At 68.7% G+C, this 19,548-nt stretch carries 16 protein-coding genes, 1 tRNA gene and 1 pseudogene; 10 read left to right on the top strand and 8 right to left on the bottom strand.

Annotated features, from left to right (window positions below; genetic code table 11):
- Positions 1–6 precede the first annotated feature (6 nt).
- From ACSGC5_RS08485 to ACSGC5_RS08475, 3 genes are all read right to left on the bottom strand, one after another.
- A complete protein-coding gene (locus ACSGC5_RS08485; protein WP_434970313.1) occupies positions 7–1,485 on the bottom strand; it encodes a S1C family serine protease in 1,479 nt (492 codons plus the stop codon).
- Between the two features lie 183 nt (positions 1,486–1,668).
- Positions 1,669–2,478 carry a carbon-nitrogen hydrolase family protein gene (locus tag ACSGC5_RS08480; RefSeq protein ID WP_434970311.1) on the bottom strand — a complete coding sequence of 270 codons (810 nt, stop codon included), beginning with the start codon at positions 2,476–2,478 and terminating at the stop codon, positions 1,669–1,671.
- A gap of 5 nt (positions 2,479–2,483) precedes the next feature.
- Positions 2,484–3,014 carry a DUF6328 family protein gene (locus ACSGC5_RS08475; RefSeq protein ID WP_434970206.1) on the bottom strand — a complete coding sequence of 177 codons (531 nt, stop codon included), beginning with the start codon at positions 3,012–3,014 and terminating at the stop codon, positions 2,484–2,486.
- 103 nt (positions 3,015–3,117) lie between these two features.
- Here ACSGC5_RS08475 and ACSGC5_RS08470 point away from each other — a divergent pair.
- Positions 3,118–3,194: transfer RNA gene (locus ACSGC5_RS08470), tRNA-Met, on the top strand.
- 88 nt (positions 3,195–3,282) lie between these two features.
- Here ACSGC5_RS08470 and ACSGC5_RS08465 read toward each other — a convergent pair.
- Positions 3,283–3,753 (bottom strand): MarR family winged helix-turn-helix transcriptional regulator, encoded by a 471-nt coding sequence (locus tag ACSGC5_RS08465; protein ID WP_434970205.1) that lies wholly within the window; start codon positions 3,751–3,753, stop codon positions 3,283–3,285.
- Between the two features lie 81 nt (positions 3,754–3,834).
- Here ACSGC5_RS08465 and idi point away from each other — a divergent pair, with 81 nt between their 5' ends.
- The 7 genes from idi to ACSGC5_RS08430 all read left to right on the top strand — a co-directional run bounded on the left by idi (position 3,835) and on the right by ACSGC5_RS08430 (position 9,566).
- The gene (gene idi, locus ACSGC5_RS08460) at positions 3,835–4,386 is read left to right on the top strand and encodes an isopentenyl-diphosphate Delta-isomerase (RefSeq protein WP_434970204.1); all 552 of its coding nucleotides are present in this window, start codon (positions 3,835–3,837) and stop codon (positions 4,384–4,386) included.
- Positions 4,383–5,438, top strand: a complete 1,056-nt coding sequence (locus ACSGC5_RS08455) for a polyprenyl synthetase family protein (protein ID WP_434970203.1) — start codon at positions 4,383–4,385, stop codon at positions 5,436–5,438. The genes idi and ACSGC5_RS08455 overlap by 4 nt, the downstream gene beginning before the upstream one ends.
- Positions 5,435–6,307: a phytoene/squalene synthase family protein gene (locus ACSGC5_RS08450; RefSeq protein WP_434970202.1), complete on the top strand. Its 873-nt coding sequence runs from the start codon at positions 5,435–5,437 to the stop codon at positions 6,305–6,307. Before ACSGC5_RS08455 ends, ACSGC5_RS08450 begins: the two co-directional genes overlap by 4 nt.
- A gap of 66 nt (positions 6,308–6,373) precedes the next feature.
- On the top strand, positions 6,374–7,987 hold the full coding sequence (gene crtI, locus ACSGC5_RS08445) for a phytoene desaturase family protein (RefSeq protein ID WP_434970201.1): 1,614 nt from the start codon (positions 6,374–6,376) through the stop codon (positions 7,985–7,987).
- 1 nt (position 7,988) lies between these two features.
- Positions 7,989–8,345 carry a lycopene cyclase domain-containing protein gene (locus ACSGC5_RS08440; protein ID WP_434970200.1) on the top strand — a complete coding sequence of 119 codons (357 nt, stop codon included), beginning with the start codon at positions 7,989–7,991 and terminating at the stop codon, positions 8,343–8,345.
- Positions 8,342–8,665 (top strand): lycopene cyclase domain-containing protein, encoded by a 324-nt coding sequence (locus ACSGC5_RS08435; RefSeq protein ID WP_434970199.1) that lies wholly within the window; start codon positions 8,342–8,344, stop codon positions 8,663–8,665. The genes ACSGC5_RS08440 and ACSGC5_RS08435 overlap by 4 nt, the downstream gene beginning before the upstream one ends.
- Positions 8,652–9,566 carry a prenyltransferase gene (locus tag ACSGC5_RS08430; protein ID WP_434970198.1) on the top strand — a complete coding sequence of 305 codons (915 nt, stop codon included), beginning with the start codon at positions 8,652–8,654 and terminating at the stop codon, positions 9,564–9,566. Before ACSGC5_RS08435 ends, ACSGC5_RS08430 begins: the two co-directional genes overlap by 14 nt.
- 6 nt (positions 9,567–9,572) lie before the next feature.
- Here the strand turns inward: ACSGC5_RS08430 and ACSGC5_RS08425 are convergent, their stop codons facing one another.
- Positions 9,573–12,491: a UPF0182 family membrane protein gene (locus ACSGC5_RS08425; RefSeq protein ID WP_434970197.1), complete on the bottom strand. Its 2,919-nt coding sequence runs from the start codon at positions 12,489–12,491 to the stop codon at positions 9,573–9,575.
- Positions 12,492–12,584: 93 nt separating this feature from the next.
- Positions 12,585–13,703, bottom strand: coding sequence for a YlbL family protein (locus tag ACSGC5_RS08420; RefSeq protein WP_434970196.1), 1,119 nt, complete (start codon positions 13,701–13,703; stop codon positions 12,585–12,587).
- 121 nt (positions 13,704–13,824) lie between these two features.
- Between ACSGC5_RS08420 and ACSGC5_RS08415 the strand changes: the two genes are divergently transcribed.
- The gene (locus ACSGC5_RS08415) at positions 13,825–15,219 is read left to right on the top strand and encodes a zinc-dependent metalloprotease (RefSeq protein WP_434970195.1); all 1,395 of its coding nucleotides are present in this window, start codon (positions 13,825–13,827) and stop codon (positions 15,217–15,219) included.
- A gap of 769 nt (positions 15,220–15,988) precedes the next feature.
- Here ACSGC5_RS08415 and ACSGC5_RS08410 read toward each other — a convergent pair.
- Entirely contained in the window at positions 15,989–17,731 is a 1,743-nt protein-coding gene (locus tag ACSGC5_RS08410; protein WP_434970194.1) for an ATP-dependent helicase, read from the bottom strand.
- Entirely contained in the window at positions 17,707–18,618 is a 912-nt protein-coding gene (nudC, locus tag ACSGC5_RS08405) for an NAD(+) diphosphatase (RefSeq protein WP_434970193.1), read from the bottom strand. The genes ACSGC5_RS08410 and nudC overlap by 25 nt, the downstream gene beginning before the upstream one ends.
- Positions 18,619–18,686: 68 nt before the next feature.
- Here nudC and ACSGC5_RS08400 point away from each other — a divergent pair.
- A pseudogene (locus ACSGC5_RS08400) lies at positions 18,687–19,436 on the top strand (phosphotransferase); the annotation flags it as partial.
- Positions 19,437–19,548: the final 112 nt, after the last annotated feature.

Here is a 19,548-nt window from a genome sequence, read left to right as displayed (position 1 = left end):
AATACCTCAGGGCGCGAGAGCTCCCAGCGTGACCTCGATGGTGCGAGTCTTGCCGTCTCGCACGAACGTCACGGTCGCTTCGCTTCCCGCGGCGGCGGCACGTACCTGAGCGGTGAGGTCGGTCGCGTCGGAGATCGGAACACCGTTGAAGGCTGTCACGATGTCTCCCGCCTGCAGACCACCCAGCTGAGCAGCACCGCCGCCGGTGACCTCGGCAACGTAGGCGCCCGTGATCGTCGAACCGTCGATCATCGCGGCATCCTGCACCGTCGCGCCGAGCAGGCCGTGCGTTGCGGCACCGGTCTCGATGATCTCCTGCGCCACACGCTCCACGACGTTGGAGGGGATCGCGAAACCAACGCCGATCGATCCCGCCTGACCGGAGGAGCCACCCGCGGAGGCGATGGCGACGTTGATGCCGATGAGGCGCCCGTCGGAGTCCACCAGCGCACCGCCGGAGTTTCCGGGGTTGATGGCGGCGTCCGTCTGGATCACCGCGATCTTGATCGTCTCGGTCGCGCCACCGCCCTGGCGGCCCTGGCCGAAGTCGAAGTAGAACGGGCCCTCGCCGCCGTTGCCTTCCGACTCCGGGGCGGTCTCGTCGGCATCCGGGGCGGCCGCGGAGGAGATCTCGATAGAACGGTTGAGCGCGCTCACGATCCCCGTGGTCACGGTGTTGGCAAGGCCCAGCGGGGCGCCGACGGCGACCGTCTGGTCTCCGACATTGAGTGCCGCCGAGTCCGCGAACTCGATCGGCGTGAGGTCCTCGGCACCGATCAGCTTGATGACTGCGAGATCGTATGTGGGGTCGGTTCCGACGATCTCCGCGTCGTAGACGCGCCCGTCGGACGTGCTGACGCGGACTCGTGCATCCGCTGTCGCGCCGTCCAGCGTGACGACATGCGTGTTCGTCACGACGTATCCGTCAGAGGTCAGCACGACGCCGGATCCCGTACCGCCGCCGCTGGAGGAGGTCGCCTCGATCGTCACGACACTCGGCAGCACCTTGGTCGCGATACCGGTCGTCTGTGTCACCGACGACGTGTCGTTGACGGTGACACTGGCCGGGCCCGACGCCGTGGTGACGGTCTCAGGAGCGAAGAGCGCGACGCCCGCATACGCGCCGCCGAGCCCTGCCGCTCCCCCCACGAGGGCGGCAGCGACAATGATCCCCGCGACCTTGCCGGCGCCGAGCTTTGCGCGCGGAGACGATCCCGCGGGGGCGAATGCGTACTGCGGGGGCGTCGGCGACGTCGCGAACGGAGCCTGCGCGTAGGGAGACTGCGGGTGGTGGGTGCCTGCGGCCGGGGGAGCCCACGCAGGAGACGGGGCGGCGGACGGAGTCGCTCCGGCGTGCGGGGCATTCGTCGCGGGGGTGGCGGTCGAAGCGACAGCGCTGGGCGCAGCAGGGGCCGGCGGCAAGGGCTCGGTCGGCTCGGTCGCCTGCGCCGACTCCGTGCTCGACGGGATGACGGCATCTGCCATCGGGTCTTCGGCGCGCTGCTCGTCGGCAGGGCCTGCGGGGTTCTCGGTGCTCAATGGATGCTCCTTCCAAGCACCACCCACGTTGCCGCCGGATGCTGTGTGAATCCTATGGCGACGTCGGGAGCCGTCTATGCAGACGTCATGGCCTTGTTCGGTGTTCGTTCGCCGCGGCGACGAGAGGGATCAGACACGGGGCACGACATCGAATCGGCGAAGGCGTAGAGCCGGGTTGACCCGCCGGACGCGATCGATCGCGTCCGGATCGGCATAGCCGACCGCCAGATCGGTGCCCGTCCCGATGCCGGCGATCGCCACGCCCTGGGGATCGAGCACGACCGAGCCGCCGACTCCCAGCGGTGGCGGATGATCGGCGGCGGCGACGAACACGGTGTTCTCGATCGCGCGTGCCGCCAGCAGCGTCTGCCACTGGAACTCCTTGAGCGGCCCCCGCACCCAGGCAGCAGGAACCACGATGCCATCGACAGCGGCGTCCGCGAGCGTTCGAGCGACCTCGGGGAACCTGAGGTCGTAGCAGGTCATGAGCCCCCACCGCAGGCCGCCGAGCTCGAATGTCTGCGGCGGCGAGATCTCTCCCGCCTCGACCCAGTCAGATTCCCGCTGTCCGAATGCGTCGTACAGATGCAGTTTCCGATACACCGCCAGGATGCCGTCGGGCCCGACCGCGACGGCCGCATTGCGGACCCTCCGCGAATCGTCTGCCGTTTCCACCAGCCCCGCCACGATGACGGCCCCGGTGCGCGCTGCGCTGTGCTGCAGCGCCGCAACAAAGGGGCCGTCGAGGGCCTGCGCGTGCGTCGCGAGCGTCTCGTCGAACGGATCCACGAAGTAGCTGGAGTACTCGGGGAAGACGATGAGCTTCGCGCCGCGGTCGGCGGCGGCCGTCGCCATCCGATCGATCAGACGTGCGTTGGCATCGCTATCGACGGAGGGCGCGAACTGAGCGACCGCCACCGCCAGGGCCGGAGCCGGCATCCGGGTCATCGCTGGTCCGCCTTTCGCGAGTGACGACTTCTGAGATAGGCGGGTACGGCAAGCCACAGGATGATGACCGCGGCGCCCAGGCCTGCCGCGGCAACCCACGCGGGATCGAACCCGAGGACGACATCGAACACCAACGCCACGACACCGACGAGCAGCACGCCGACGGTAGCGAGAGCACCGACGAGGGCTCGATGTCCGAACACGACGACGTCGGGCTTGGCCAGCCGCCGGAACAGGCTCCGGTGCATCGCGACGGGCGCCAACGCGATGATGGCGCTGAAAGCGGCGAGCACGAGGAGCACGAGGTAGAACACCCGCTGCGCACCGGTGAGTTCGTCGAATGCGGGTTGGAAGGCGACGGCGAGGAGAAACCCGGTGAGGATCTGCGTGCCCGTCTGCAGGACACGCAGTTCCTGCAGCACATCGTTCCAGTTGCGGTCGGCTCGCTCGCTCACCGTCTCGGACCGACCGTCGGGCGCGACGCCGACCGCCGGGTCCGAGGTGGTCTCGCGTCGGGGGCTGGTCATGTCGCCATCCTCCCCGCCCGGCACCGGCGGAGGCAACCGCTCGACTCGGGGCGCCGCCCGGGATGCGCATCGTCGCGATCCGTGCTAGAGTCGACCCTTGTGCCGCGGGGTGGAGCAGTTCGGTAGCTCGCTGGGCTCATAACCCAGAGGTCGTAGGTTCAAATCCTGCCCCCGCAACCAAGAGAAGGCCCTGGATCCGATCGGATCCAGGGCCTTCTGCCATGCACCACGCAGACCTCACTCAGCGGAACACGCAGCGACAACCGCCCTACTGAGGGTCGATCGCGTGACTCAAGTCAGCCAGATAGGTCGCGATGAGCTTCAGCTCGTCCTCGTCGTACGGCTCGGTCACCTGCCGCATCTGTTCGAGTCGCTCGGCGAAATGACGGAAGAACGTCGCGCGGGAGTGCGCCGTCAGCGTGACGATCCGCGCGCGGCGGTCGCGAGGATGCGGTCGCCGCTCGACGTAGCCGGCCGCTTCGAGCCGGTCCAGCAGCTTCGTGGTCGACGCCGTCGATATCCGCAGGTGCTTCGCGACCTCGTGCGGGCTCACCTGCTCGCCCCGCTGCTCACGCACGATGAGCATCCGGAGCGCCGCGAGGTCGCTCGCGTTCATGTCCATGTCATCTTTCATGCCCCCGTTCATGCGGTCCATGGCATCATTGAGCGCACGGATGCTCAGCAGAACATCCAGCACCGCTTGCTGGTGTGGTGTCTGCGGAACCCACGGCGTGGTCATGATGGACACTCCTTCCAGGTCCTTGTTATCATCGGACGGGAGATATCGCTAGCTAAGCTAGCGATATAGGAGGAGGAAAACATGACGGATGGTGACCATGTGGTCCTTCTGGATGACGAGGGAAACCCCGTCGGCACGGCGCCCAAGAGCAGCGTTCACGGCACCGAGACCGCTCTCCATCTCGCGTTCTCTTGTCATGTCCTCAACGCCGACGGCCAGGTGCTCGTCACCCGTCGCGCGCTCGACAAGAAGACATGGCCGGGCGTGTGGACCAACTCCTTCTGTGGTCACCCCCGACCGGCGGAACCCCTCCTGTCTGCCGTGCAACGCCGCGGCGAGTTCGAACTGGGCATTCGGCTGACAGAGATCGAGCTGGCTCTCCCGTTGTTTCGCTACCGCGCTGTCGATGCCGGAGGAATCGTCGAGAACGAGATCTGCCCGGTCTACATCGCCCGCACAGACGACGAAGTGGCGCCGAACCCGCTCGAGGTGGTCGAGGCCCGCTGGGTGGATCCCGAGGAGCTCGGCTCGTCCCTGGTCACCACCCCCTGGGCCTTCAGTCCGTGGCTGGTCCTGCAGTCCCAGCAGCTCCGCCTGTTCGAGTCTCCACAGTTGCAGCGACGAGCGTCATGATCCCGGAGCCTGCTCGAATCGCCGTCGACACCGCCATCGATGACGCGCTCGCGCGGCTGGCCGACCGAGCGAAGGGTCACGGCGATTCCATGACGGCGCTCACGGCAGCGGTGAGCGCCGCCACTGCCGGCGGCAAACGGCTGCGACCTCAGCTGGTCGTGGGCTCCTTCCTGGCCGTCGGCGGCGACCTCGAGCGCGCGCCGGGACTGTACCCGGTCGCCGCGGCTTTCGAACTCCTGCACAGCGCGTTCGTCATCCACGACGACGTCATCGATCACGACGTCACCAGGCGCGGCGTGCCCAACGTCGCAGGGCGATTCCGCATGCGCGCGCGGGCACAGGGAGCGGACTCACGCGGTGCGGCACTGCTCGGCGACGCCGCAGCGATCCTCGCCGGCGACCTTCTCCTGCACGAGGCCACCCGCATGGTCGCGCTCGCAGATACCCCCGACGCGCAACGCTCGAGGCTGCTGGACCTGCTCGATGAGGCGGTGTTCGTCTCGGCTGCCGGCGAGCTCGCCGACGTCGAGAACAGCGTGACTCCCGAGCTGGCCGAACAGGACGAGATCCTCGCGGCGACCTTCAACAAGACAGCGGTGTACTCGTTCACCGCGCCGCTGTGCGCAGGCGCCATCCTCGCCGGAGCGCCCTCGACGTGGATCACCGACCTGGAAAGGATCGGCGGCTCACTCGGGCTCGCCTTCCAACTCGTGGATGACCTCATCGGCGCGTTCGGAACCGCAGAGCAGGCCGGCAAGGACGCGGGCAGCGACCTGCGGGAATCCAAGCGGACTCCGCTCATCGCCCTCGCGCGCGACAGCGCACAGTGGCCCCTCGTGACGAGCACGCTCGCGGTTGCCCATACCGGACCCATCGCGGTGAGAGAGGCCCAGTCGGCGCTCGAGGCCAGTGGCGCGCGCGAGCGGCTGCGCCGACTCATCGATGAGAACCTGGCAGACGTGCGCCGCCGCGCCTCGCGCTCGACGCTCCCACCCCGGGCTGTGACTCTGGTCGACACTCTGGCCACCGCTGTCGAGGAGCGCATACCGTGAGTAACCAGCCGACGGGCATCGCGCTGTACAACGCCGCGGCCGATGACGCGGCCGCGGCAGTGATCTCGGCATACTCGACCTCCTTCGGCATGGCGACGCGGCTCCTCGGGCCACGGGTGCGCACGCACGTACGAAACATCTACGCGCTCGTCCGAGTCGCCGACGAAATCGTCGACGGCCCGGCCGCCGAGGCAGGGGTGGATGCGGCATCCGCCGCGTCACTCCTGGACGAACTCCAGACCGAGACCACGACCGCGATAGACCGCCGGTTCAGCAGCAACCTCGTGGTGCATGCCTTCGCGCGGACGGCACGTGAGGCAGCGATAGGCGCGGACCTCATCGAGCCGTTCTTCGCGTCGATGCGCACCGACCTCACGGTCACGACGCACGACGACGCCTCGCATGACTCCTATGTCTACGGATCCGCCGAGGTCGTCGGACTCATGTGTCTGCAGGTCTTCGTCAATGCCGGACAGCCCTCGCCGCCCGGCCCGACACCAGAGCTGGTCGACGGGGCGCGGCGGCTCGGTGCCGCCTTCCAGGACGTGAACTTCCTGCGCGACCTCGACCACGACGAAGCCGCGCTCGGGCGCGACTACCTCGGCATCGCCACCGGAAAGCACGATCGCGAAGCGATCCTCGATCGCATCGACGGGGATCTTGCCGCCGCCGCCGCCGTCATTCCTCAGCTTCCCGCGGACTGCCGCCGCGCTGTCACTGCCGCGCACGACCTGTTCGCCGAGCTCTCGCGGCGACTGCGAGCAGACCCGGCACCGGCCGCACGGGTGCGCGTGCCCGATATCGTCAAAGCGGGACTTATCGCCCGCGCCCTGGTGGGACTCGCGCCCGCGAGCCGACCCGCCAAGTGATGGGCGAGCAGCCCCGACGCCCGTCGCCCCGATGAACCCAGCCGCCCGAGGAATGAGGATCTCCGCATGAGCGAGACGGACAGCGCCACACGCAGCGCCCCCCAGACGGATGCCGGCCGCGCCGTCGTCATCGGAGGCGGCATCGCAGGCCTCGCCACGGCAGCCCTGCTCGCACGCGAAGGCTGGGCCGTGACGCTCTTCGAAGCGCGCGACCAGGTGGGCGGTCGCGCCGGCGTGTGGGAGGCAGACGGGTTCCGCTTCGACACCGGGCCGAGTTGGTATCTCATGCCCGAGGTCTTCGACCACTTCTTCCGGCTGCTGGGCACGACAACCGCCGAACAGCTCGATCTCGTTCGGCTCGACCCCGCGTACCGGGTCTACAGCGAGCCGGCAGCGGGCAGCGCCGCCGAACCGATCGACATCCGTTCCGGGCGGGAGCTGTCAACCGCCCTGTTCGAGAGCATCGAGCCCGGCGCGGGCGACGTGCTGGCGGACTACCTCGACTCGGCCAAGGATGCGTATGACCTCGCCGTCACGCGCTTCCTCTACGACACATACGAGACGACGGCCGGACTGCGTGATCCGGCACTGCTTCGCCGCGTCCCACAGCTTGCTCCCCTGCTGACCACCCCGTTGTCGCGGCACGTGGAGCGGCGCTTCACCGACAAGCGCCTCCAGCAGGTGCTGGGGTATCCGGCGGTCTTCCTCGGCGGGTCCCCCTACGGAGTGCCCAGCCTCTATCACCTCATGAGCCACCTCGACCTCGCCGACGGCGTGCTGTATCCGCGCGGCGGTCTCTACGAGGTGATTCGCGCGGTCGAGCGCGTCGCTCGCGCGCAAGGAGTGGTCATCGAAACCGGAGCCGACGTCACCTCGATCGTCACGACCCCGACAGCAGGCGGCCGTGCGCAGGCGACAGGGGTCACGCTCGCCGACGGGCGCCGGGCGGACGCGGACCTGGTCGTCTCGACGGCAGACCTGCACTTCACCGAGACCCGGCTGCTTCCTGAGCCACTGCGCACGTATCCGCAGAAATGGTGGGACAAGCGCACTCCGAGCCCCGGCGCCCTGCTCCTCCTGCTGGGTGTCGACGGCGAACTCCCGCAACTGGCACACCACACCCTGCTGTTCACGGAGGACTGGCGCGCGAACTTCGACGACATCTTCGGTGCGCACACGCGCATCCCCGATCCGGCATCGATCTACGTATGCAAGCCCTCCGCAACCGACCCGACGGTCGCGCCCGAGGGCAGCGAGAACCTCTTCGTTCTCGTTCCGATTCCCGCTGACCCGAGCCTCGGGCACGGCGGGGTGGACCGCGGCGGTTCACCCCGCATCGAGGCCGCAGCAGACCGGGTGATCGCCCAGATCGCGCAGTGGTGCGGCATCCCCGACCTCGCCGAGCGCATCACCGTGCGCCGCACGATCGCGCCCGGGGACTTCGAGCATGACTTCCACGCGTGGCGTGGCAACGCCCTGGGCCTGGCACACACGCTGCGCCAGAGCGCGCTCTTCCGGCCGAGGAACGCGTCGAAGAAGGTCGACGCCCTCGCCTATGCGGGCGCCTCGGCGCTTCCCGGCATCGGGCTGCCGATGTGCCTCATCTCCGCCGAGCTCGTCATCAAGCGCCTCCGCGGCGACCGCTCCCCTGGCCCGATCGCCGAGCCGGCGGCTGTCTGAGATGCCGGGTCTCTACCTGCTGGCGATCCTCATTTCCGGCGCGGGGATCCTGATCATCGACGCGCGGTGGCGCCTGGCCGCATTCGTCGCTCCCGTACGCACGCTCGCGGCCGTCGCGATCGGCGTCGTGTTCTTTCTGGCCTGGGACGCGGTCGGCATCGTGACCCGGGCCTTCGTGAAGGGCGACAGCGACCTGTTCATCGGGATCGACCTGGCACCCGAGCTCCCGCTCGAGGAGCTGTTCTTCCTCGCCTTCCTGAGCTACCTGGGGCTCGTCATCTATGCGGCAGCGCTTCGGTACCTGTCAGCCCGCGGTGCCGCGCGCGCGGGTGAAGACGAGGCGGTGAGCGACCGATGACCTACGCGCTCATCATCATTCCCTTCGCGCTCATCACCCTCGTGGTCACGCTCGTTTCGGCGCCCCGCCCCGGGATGCGTCAGCGGATGCTGGCATCCACGATCAGTGCCGGGGTGCTCGTGGTCCTCACCGCGATCTTCGACAACGTCATGATCTCCTCCGGCCTGGTCGCCTACCCGGAGGGCACCTCCAGCGGCATCCGGATCGGGGTCGCGCCGATCGAGGACTTCTCGTACGCGATCTGCGCCGCCTACCTCGTCCCGGCCGTGTACGTCCTGCTACCGAGATCCTCGAAAGACGTGCGGCGTGAGCACCCCTGATCCCGAGAACGCCGCCGGCCCCGCGCTGCGCCCCGGCCGAGTCGTGCGCGAGTTGTTCGTCTCGTCGCGACCGGTGAGCTGGATCAACACGGCCTACCCGTTCGCCGCGGCCTACCTGCTGACCACTCGACAGATCGACGTGACGTTCGTGGTCGGCACGCTGTTCTTCCTCATTCCGTACAACCTCGCGATGTACGGCATCAACGACGTGTTCGACTACGAATCCGATCTGCGCAACCCCCGCAAGGGCGGCGCGCACGGAGCCGTGCTCGACCGACGAATGCACGCCATCACGCTCTGGGCGGCCGGAGTGTCGTGCGCACCCTTCGTGATCTACCTCGTGGTCGTCGGATCGCCGCTGTCCTGGCTGGTGCTGATCCTGAGCATGTTCTTCGTCGTGTTCTACAGTGCTCCGCCGCTGCGCCTGAAGGAGCGCCCCTTCGCCGACTCCGTCACCAGCAGCATCCACTTCTTCTCCCCCGCCGTCTACGGGCTCGTCCTGGCCGGCGCGACCTGGACGTGGCAGCTCGGACTCGTCATCCTCGCCTTCGCGCTGTGGGGTGTCGCCTCGCACGCCTTCGGCGCCGTGCAGGATGTCGTGGCGGACCGCGAGGCGGGTATCTCGTCGATCGCCACGGCTCGGGGCGCGCGATGGACTGTCTGGTTCGCCCTCGTGTGCTACGCCCTCTCCGGCGTCGTCATGCTCGGAACCGCCTGGCCCGGCCCGCTCGCGGCGCTCGCCGCGATTCCCTACCTGCTGGCGGTGTGGCCCTACCGGTCGATTCGCGACGCCGACGCCGAACAGGCGACCACCGGCTGGCGGCGGTTCCTCTGGATCAACCAGCTCGCCGGCTTCATCGTGACGCTGCTGCTGATCTGGTGGTGGATCCTCACCGACTGAGCGCGTTTACTGCGCGCCCAGCTGGATGAGGGTCTCCACCGCCGCCGTCAGCCGCGCATCCGCTTCGGCGAACGCCGTCAGGTCGCCCGACTTCAGCGCAGCATCCCGGTCCAGCATCGCCTGCTGCGCGTCCTGCAACGCCGCCTGGTACGCATCCGTCGGCTCCGTCGGCTCACTCGGCGTGCCCGTGTCGGACGGGGACGGCTCCGGCGTCGGCGCGGCCGTGGCGCCCGGGGTGGGCGTCACGTCGTTGTCGCCGCCGGTCGCACCGGCGTCACCGCCGAACAGCGAGTCGAGCGCTTCGGTGAGCGTGTCCTCGAACGCGATGTCGTTACCGAACGAGACCAGAACCTTCTGCAGAGTCGGGAGCTTCGTCGCACCGGAGGACTGCACGAACACGGGCTGCACGTACAGGAGACCGCCACCGACAGGGAGGGTAAGCAGGTTGCCGTTGAGCACGTCGGACTGACCCTGCTTGAGCAGGTTGATCTGCGACGAGACGAACGGGTCGGCGTCGAACGTGTTCTGCACCTGACCGGGGCCGGGCACGGTGGTATCGGCCGAGATGACGAGCATCCGGAGCTTCCCGTAGTCATCCCGGGGCGTCCCGGCTGCATCACCCGCGTTCGAATCCACCGCCAGGTACCCCATGAGGACGTTGCGCGCGTTGCCGGCTTCCGAAGACGGGATGAACGTGGTGAACATCGAGTACGTCGGCGACGTCTGGCCCGGCATCTGCATCGTCAGGTAGTACGGCGGCTGCAGCTCGGCGTCGTTCTGAGGGTCGTTCGGTGTCTCCCACGCGTTGTCTCGCTGATAGAACGACTGGGCATCGTCGACGTGGTAGACCCCGAGGATCGCCCGCTGCACCTTGAAGAGGTCGGTCGGGTATCGCACGTGGCTCATGAGATCTGCCGACATGTCGGATACCGGCTTCAGCGTCGACGGGTAGATCTTCTGCCACGTCTGCAGCACCGGGTCGGTCTCATCCCATGCATACAGGGTGACCGACCCGTCGTAGGCATCGACTGTGGCCTTGACCGAGTTGCGGATGTAGTTGATGTTGTCCAGACCGAACCGCTGCTGCGCCGTGTTGGAGTCCGAGATCGCCTCCTGCAGGCTCACCGTCGAGGAGTACGGGTAGTTCGCGCTGCGCGTGTAGCCGTCGATGATCCACACGATCCGGCCGTCGACGACGCTCGGGTAGGGGTCGGAGTCCAGCTGGAGGTACGGCGCGACCTTCTGGACGCGCTGCACCGGATCCCGGTCGTAGAGAATCTGGGAGTCCTCGTTGATGTCATCCGAGAAGAGGATCTGCTCGGACTGGAACTTCAGCGCGTAGATGAGGCGGTGGAAGACGTTGCCGACGCTCGGCCCCCCGTCGCCCTCGAACGTCGTCTTGGTCTCGCTTGCTCCGTCCGCCCCCGTCGGGTAGTCGAGCTCGACGGGAGGAGTTCCCTCCGGAGCCCCGACGATCGAGTACTGCGGCGACATCTCGCCGAAGTAGACGCGCGGCTCGAAGTCTTCCTGGTCGGAGAGGAACCCTGACGCCGGGATCCCGCGCTCGAGGAAGACAGGTTCGCCCTCGGTGGTGCGGTCGTTGCCCTTGGCGACGACGATGCCGTAGCCGTGGGTGTAGATCAGGCTCATGTTCTGCCACGTCTGAGCAGCAGAGTCGAGCTGGTTCACGTCGAGTTCGCGAACCGACACGATCGTGTCCTGCGAGACGCCGTCGATCTCATACCGGTCGACATCCAGCGGGTTGTGGAACTGGTAGTACGCGCGGTACTGCTCCAGCTGTCGAACGGTCGGCGGAATGATCGCAGGGTCCATGATCCGGATCTGCGCGGTGGTCGCCGCATCCGACCGCAGCTGACCCGCCTCGGCATCCGTCGCCGCGGAGAACTCCATCTGCTCGAGCCCGCCGACGCCGTACGCGGCTTTGGTGGCATCGATGTTGTGCTGGTAGTACTGCGCTTCGTAGCTGATCTTGTTCGGCGTGACCTGGAACGTGTTCACGACCCACGGGTATCCGACCCCGACGACGACAGTTGCGACCACGAGGACAGCAGTAGCCACCAGCGGATAGCGCCACCGCCCGATGATGGCGGTCACGAAGAACAGGATCGCGACGACGATCGCGCTGATCGAGAGGATCGCGAGCCCGGGAATGACGGCATTCGCGGTCGTGTAGGCGGGGCCCGTGATGCGGTCGTCGTTCTGCACCATGAGCAGGTACCGGTCAAGCCACAGGCTCGCGCCTTGGACGAGCACATACAGGCCGGCGATGACGGCGATCTGGATGCGGGCAGCCTTGGAGATGCGCAGTTCGCGCTGCCCGACTCGCACGGAGCCGTACAGGTAAGAGACCACCACGGTCACGAGCAGGCTCACCAGCAGCACGGCGGACACGAAGCCGAGCAGGGCGCTGTAGAACGGCATCGCGAACATGTAGAAGCCGGTGTCGAGATTGAAGATCGGGTCGGTGACGTCCGTCTGCACACCGTTGAGCCACAGCCACGTGGTCTGCCACTGAGTCGATGCGGCGAACCCGGCGAAGAAGCCGAAGAAGACGGGGATTCCCCACATGGCCAGGCGGCGCAGCGGCTCGACCACTTCCTGGTACCGATCCAGCTGCGAACTGAGTCGCACGTAGACGGGCCGCAGCCGGTAGGCAAGCTGAATCGCGATCCACACCGGAACGGCCATCCCGAGGAATCCGATCGCGAACATGATCACGCGCGCGACCCACTGGGTGAACAGGACCCCCTGGAATCCGAGCTGCTCGTACCACAGCCAGTCCGCGTAGAGGCTCGCGAAGATGAAGAAGCCGACGACGAGCGCGGCGATGATCGCGAGGGAGATGGCGAGGATGCGGCGGGACGGCGAAGGCGTGGCCCTGTTCGGCGCTGAGGTCGTGGTCACCGTTTCATCCTAGGCGGCCGCTTCTGAGCGATCGCCGTGCAGACGCCCAGACCGTGTTCGCCCTGAGCGACCAGGCGGCGCCGGATCCGTCGGTCACCCGCACGTCGGAAGCTGCGAGAGGTCGCCGCCGGTGCTGATCGCATCGAGGGCGGTGAGGGCGTCATCCAGCGTCGCGATCGAGAAGACCTGGAGGCCGCCGGGGATCTCGCCGACCACGTCGGGACAGTTGGCGGCGGGTGCGAGGAAGTAGTCGGCGTCGGCGCGCACCGCCCCCCACATCTTCTGCTGGACGCCTCCGATCGGTCCGACCGTTCCGTCCGCCGTGATCGTTCCGGTGCCGGCGATGCTCTGACCGCCGGTGAGGTCCTCCGGGGTCAGGGTGTCCATGATGCCTAGCGCGAACATCATCCCGGCGCTTGGCCCACCGACGTTGTTGAGCTGGATCGTGACATCGATCGGGAAGTCGTAGTCGGTGATGAGGGTGACGCCGATGAGCCACACCGTTTGACCGTCCACCGTGGTGGGCGCGGGGGTGACCTCGACCGTCGTCTCTTCACCGTCGCGCAGGATGTCGAGCGTCAACGGCGCGCCGGCGCTCTGTTGGACGGAATCGCGCAGCGCCGCGGCATCCGTCACGGGTTCCTCGTCGGCGCGCAGCACGACATCACCCTCTTCGAGGATGCCTCGTGCTGGTGCATCCTCCCCGACCGAGAACACCGTGATCTGGACTCCGACGTCGTACCCGAGTTCGGAGAGCGCGGCAGCAGTCGCCTCTTCCTGAGAGTCGGTCATCAGCGCCGCCGACTCCTCGCTGCGCTGCTCACTGGTCTGACCGTCGGGGAAGACCGTCTCGATGGGGACGACCGCGCGGGCCGGGTCGAACCAGGCGACGGCCAGATCGAACCAGGACGGCGGTCGCTCCCGGCTCCCCGCGATCTGCACGGTCAGGAGGTCGAGCGCGCCGGTCGTGGGGTAGGTCTGCGCACCCGAGACCTCGATGAGCGGTACCTCCTCGCCGTCGCTCGTGCTCACGGTGCCGAGCGTGTTGTACACGGGCCCGGGCAGCTGGATCACATACGCGGTCGGGAGGAACGACATCGCCAGCAGCGCCAGCAGCGCGACCACGAGAGCCCACAGACCCAGGCGCGTGCGCCGGCTGATGACGCGCCGCGGGGCAGGCGTCACCGAAACGTTCTCGTCGAACAGCGCCACATCATCCTCTCGGCCGTCGTTCGCGACCGGCGTAAGGCGATTCAGGTGGGGCCCGCGGGTGCGATCATTCGTGCGACTAGCGTAGAGGCCATCCTCAAGAACCGGCTGAAAGGCGGCACCCGTGGCTGACGACGACCGGAGCCCCGACGACGACCTCCCCGAGCTGTTCCGACAGCTGTTCGGCCAAGCAGGCATGGGCGGCGAACAGTTCGCCGAGTTGCAGAAGATGGGGTTCGACCCCGCCATGCTGCAGCGCGCCATGCAGCAGCTCCAGGGCGCGTTCGCCTCCGCGGGCGAGGGCGGCATCTCCTGGGAGGCCGCCACGACGCAGGCGCTGCACATCGCGAACAAGGACGGCGCGAGCATCAGCGCAGCCGACCGGGCCGCGGCCGACGACGCCTTCACGCTCGCATCCCTCTGGCTCGGCGAGGCGACGACGATCTCCGAGCTCCCGTCCCCGGGTGTGACGATGACCCGCGGCGGATGGGTGGAGGCGACGCTCCCGGTGTGGCAGGAGCTCGCCGAGCCCGTCGCGACGAGCATCGCGGATGCCTTCACGACAGCGCTGCAGGAGCAGTCGCCGCCCGAGATGCAGCAGATGATCGCCGGCGCAGGACGCATCATGCGCACGATCGGCGGATCGCTGTTCGCGGCGCAGCTGGGCACGGTCGTCGGCAACCTGTCGACGGAGGTCGTCAGCGGCGGGGACGTGGGCATTCCGCTGTTGCCGGACGGTCAGGCAGCCGTCGTGCCGCAGAACTATGCACAGCTCTCGAAGGACCTCGAGATCCCCGACGACCAGTTCGCGCTCTACATCGCCACCCGCGAGCTGGCCCACGCGCGGCTGTTCCGTCACGCCCGCTGGCTGCGGTTGCACGTGCTCTCCCAGGTGGCGGACTTCGCCCGCGGGGTCCGGGTCGACACCGGAGCGCTCGAGGACCTGGCCGGGCGCTTTGATCCCCAGCATCCGGAGGAACTGCGCGAGGCCCTCGAAAGCGGCGCACTGCTGCCCGAGCGATCGGAGTCCCAGCAGGCGGCCCTCGCTCGTCTGGAGACGACGCTCGCCACGATCGAGGGCTGGGTCGATGTGGTGACCGCGCAGGCAACCACGCGACTGCCCGCGGCGGATCGCATCGCCGAGACGGTGCGCCGCAGACGCGCCGTCGGCGGGCCCGCCGAGCAGGCACTCGGCACCCTGGTCGGCCTCGAACTCCGACCCCGCCGCATCCGTGAGGCCGCAGCCATGTGGCGGGCGATCACGGATGCCGTCGGCGTCGACGTGCGCGACGAGTTGTGGGACTCACCGGATCTTGTCCCGACCGCGGACGATATCGACGATCCGACCGCCCTCATCGCCCGCCTCGAAGCGCGCGCCCGCGGAGAAGAGCCCGCCCCTGACGAGTTCGACGACGCGCTGGCGCGACTGCTCTCCGGTGACGAGCCCAGCGCAGGCGAGGCGGGCGACCGCAAGGATCCCGACAGCCCCGACGACGGACCGGAGGAACGGCCCGTCTGAGCGCAGCCCGTTCCTCCCCAGTCCGCCGCGGAGCCCGGAAGAGCGAGGACTGTGGACAGGCGGGAGCACCCGCGTCCCGCGCCGACCACAATCGGGGGCATGCTCCGGATCGACCCCACGCACCCTCCCCTGTGGCGCACGCCGACGACCCTTCAGTTCGGCAGAACTGGCCGGGTACGGCTGGATGAGCCGGCCCTCTGGCAACTACAGGTCATCCACGAGCTCGCGAAAGGGGTGCCCGAGGTGGGCGTGGCGGCCCTCGCGCGATCCCTCGGCGTCACGAGAGCCGACCTCGACGCACTGCTGATCGCGCTCGGTCCGGTTCTTGTCCGCACCGGGCGCGCACTGCGCGTCGGTGTGGAGATCGCCGATGACCCAGCCGCCCGATACGCGCCGCAGATCCGGGACGGACTGCACGACCTCGGGATCGACACCTCGCTCGTCGCGTCGACGAACGCAACCGTGGATGCCGTCGTCATGCTCGCGGCACACGGACTGCATCCCCGACGAGCGGCGGCCTGGATGCGCGACGACACGCCGCACGTCGGGATCGTCCTCGGGCACGGCGAGGTCGAGGTCGGTCCGCTCGTCGTTCCCGGGCAGAGCGCGTGCCTGGAGTGCGTCGCGGCGCACGAGCGAGACCGCGACGCGTCCTGGCCGCTGGTTGCAGCACAGCTGATCGGCCGCCGGGAACCTGCAGGTCCTGCGGCGCTTGCGTCCGAGGCGGCGCTGCACGCGGGAAGGCTGCTGCTGGCCGGTCGCGGCGGGCTCAGTCTGCGGGCGACCCTGGCGACCGGCGTCGAGCAGCGGACGTGGGACCGGCATCCCGAATGCTCGTGCGAATCTCTCCCAGAAACCGCGACGGCGCACGTCCCCGTGAGCCTGCCGCCCACGACAGCGACAGCGACCGCCGTGCCCGCGTGATACCGACGTAGGTCAGCCGCCGCTCCTCGTCGATCTGCTCGAAGTGCGTCGCGTACCCGATCGGCAGTACCCCCTCGGCGAGACCGATGAGGTGGACGTGATCCCATTCCAACCCCTTCGCGGCATGCAGGGTGGCGAGGGTCACCGCCCGCAGGGCGGGCTCGTCCTGCGCCCGCGCGCGCGCCATGAGGTCATCCGTGAACGAACGCATCGTGGTCTGTGCGGGCGCTTCCTCGGCCAGGCGGAGGATCGCTTGACGCGCCTCCCACGACTCGCGCACCGCCCCTCCCGCGGGCGGCGCGTCCTCGGTCATGCCCAGCGAGCGGAGGATGTCGCGGACGGCATCGACGAAACCGCGATCGAGGGGTGCAACGGATGCGCCCCGAAGCGCCAAGATGGCCTGGCGCACTTCGGGCATGTCGAAGAAGCGTCGCCCGCCGAGGACAGTCGTCGCGATACCCTCGTCCGCCAACGCCGCGGCGACCTCGGCCGACTGTGCGCCGGCACGATAAAGGACGGCAATGGTCGTCGGATCCGCACCATCCCGGATCTGCGCGGCGACACGGGCTGCGACGCCGCGCGCCTCGGCCGCCTCGTCTCGATAGGCGTGCACGGTCGGTGGCGGCGATGGTGAGTCGCCAGCGGCTGCCGCGACCAGTTCGACGGCGCCCGGGCGACCCCGCATGAGGTCGTTGGCGACCGCGAGGATCGCGGCATCAGAACGGTAGTTACTGTGCAGTTCGATGATCCGCGCGTCATCCCACCGCCGGGGGAACTCGAGGAGAAACCTCGAGTCGGCCCCCGCGAAGGAGTAGATCGTCTGGCTCGCGTCACCCACGACGCACAGGTCACGCCGCTCCCCCACCCACAGTTCCAGCAGGTACTGCTGAAGCGGCGACACATCTTGGTACTCATCGACGGTGAAGTGCCGGTACTGCTCCCGCACGGCCGCGGCCACGTGCGTCTCGGTCTCCAGCATCCCGGCGCACGCCAGGAGGACGTCTTCGAAGTCCATCTGCCGCCGCTCATCCTTGAGCGCCTCGTACGCGCGCTGCAGGTCGACGACGGCACTCGAGGCCAACCGTCCGATCGATACGCCGGCGCGCACCCGCGCGTAGTCGTCGATGCTGAGCATCGTGACCTTGCGCCATTCGATCTCGGCGGCGACGTCCCGCAGCGTTGCGGTGTCGGGATCCAATCCGATCCCGTCCGCGGCGTGAGCGAGGAGACGAACCTTGTTGTCGACGATGGCGGGAGGCCGGTCCCCCGCGAGCGTCGGCCAGAAGTAGTTCAGCTGAGCGAGCGCAGCGCTGTGGAACGTGCGGGCAGCGATTCCCTCCACACCGAGCGCTCGCAGCCTGCCCCGTAGCTCACCGGCAGCCTTGCTGGTGAAGGTGAGGGCCATGACGCGCCCCGGCGAGTACGCCCCGGTATCGACGCCGTGCGCAATCCGCCGGGTGATCACCCGCGTCTTCCCGGTGCCGGCGCCGGCACGCACCGCGACGGGTCCGCGCAGCGCCGTCACCGCCTCACGCTGCTGCTCGTCGAGGCCCTCGAGTGAGCTCACGGCTGCGCCGACCGGTGCCATTGCTCGATCAGGGTGCGCGCGATGGAACTCGGCCCGGGAAGCTGCACGTCCGACTCGCCGGCAAGTGCCGCGCCCACGTCGGCGCGGTCGAACCACCGCACCTCGACGATCTCTTCACCGTCGGCTCTCGCGTGCTCCGTGGTCGTCGACGCGGTGAATCCGACCATCAGCGACCGCGGGTAGGGCCACGCCTGCGATGCCACATAGCGCACGTCCTCGACGCGGACGCCCGCTTCTTCGAGCACCTCGCGCCGGACCGTCGCCTCCAACGACTCCCCGGCTTCGACAAAGCCCGCGAAGCACGAGAACCGCCCCATTCCCCACGCGACGTGGGAGCCCAGGAGGAGCCGAGTGCCAGCGCGATCGGTCACGGCGACGATGACGGCGGGGTCGGTGCGGGGGAAAAGATCGCGTTCACAGGGACCGCATCGTCGCGACCAGCCGCCCGATTGAAGCGGGCTCGCCGCACCGCACCGGGGGCAGTGCCCCGAATCCAGCAGCCAGCGACCAAGGCTCACGGCCGCAACCAACGCGGCGCCATCGCCCTCGCCGAGGTCACCACCCACGACGCGCAGCGGGACCCACGAGTCCGGTGCACTCAGCGAAGAGGGAACCTCACGCAACGCGAGCACCCAGCGATCGACTCCGTCGGGTCCGACACCGAGGAAGGCGTACTCGCCGTCGGCGCCCTCGAGCGCGGCATCCCCGCTCGAATACCACTGCAGCACCGGAGCGGATTCGCCGTCCGTTCTGACCACGGGAGCGCGGTCTGCGTCCACCACGAGCACGAGCGATCCGTCACCCGGGGTCGCCCCGACCACGGCCCGGCGGTGTTCCGCGCGGTCGAACCCGCTGCGACCGATCGGCGGCACGGCGGAGGAGCGCATGGGAACGGGGACCTCCCTCAAGGGCGTGGCGCGACGGCTGCGACGCCAGCCAGACCTACCCTGGGCACATGGCGCGCACCCTGTTCACTCTAGCCGCGGCGGTCTCAGCCGTCGCGCCGGATGCCGACATCGTCGCCGTGGCTCCCCTGACCGAACATGGGTCCGGTCGCGTGGATGCCGTTCGAGCAACCCTCGACACGGGTGCACACGTCGTGGTCCGCGTGGGCACCACCTCCGAGGCCGTCGACGAGCTCCGCGCCGACGCGCGAGCCCTGCGAGCGCTGACACCGGGCGTCCGGGCGTTGCTGCCCTACGCCGCGCCTGACCTGCTCGGCGAGGTACCGCTCGGCGAGGACACCGCCGTCGTGACGAGCTACATCGCCGGTTATCGGGTCGATCCGGCCGACGTGCCGCCGGGGCCCGGTGTTGCACCTGCGCTCGCGGAAGCTCTCGCTGCCATCCATGCGCTGCCTGTGTCCTGGGCTCGCGAGGCCGGACTCGTCGTACGGTCGGCGCAGCAGGCGAGGGACGAGTCCTCACGTCTTGTCGATCGCGCGGAGCACACCAAGCGGGTGCCGCGGGCGCTGGTCACGCGCTGGCGCCGCGCGATCGCAGACGACGAGCTCTGGCGCTTCGAGCCGACGGTGATGCTCGGTGGCGCGTCATCCTCGAGCTTCTTCCTCGAGGACCGCGGCGGCGTTCCCACGGTCGTCGGTGTCGTCGACTGGCACGGCGTCGCCGTTGGCGACCCTGCCGTCGACCTGCAATGGCTTGCGTCGGCGCCAACTGCTGCCGGCGACGTCCTCGACGCCTACGTCGCGGCCAGCACTCGCGCACCGGACGGCCTCCTGCGCTCGCGCGCGCGCCTCCACGCCGAACTCGAGTTCGCCGCGTGGCTCGTGCACGGGCACGACACCGACGATGCGACGA

This window comes from Microbacterium sp. bgisy207, assembly GCF_965345035.1.
Lineage (GTDB): Bacteria > Actinomycetota > Actinomycetes > Actinomycetales > Microbacteriaceae > Microbacterium.
This window is presented reverse-complemented; position numbering and strand designations above follow the sequence as displayed.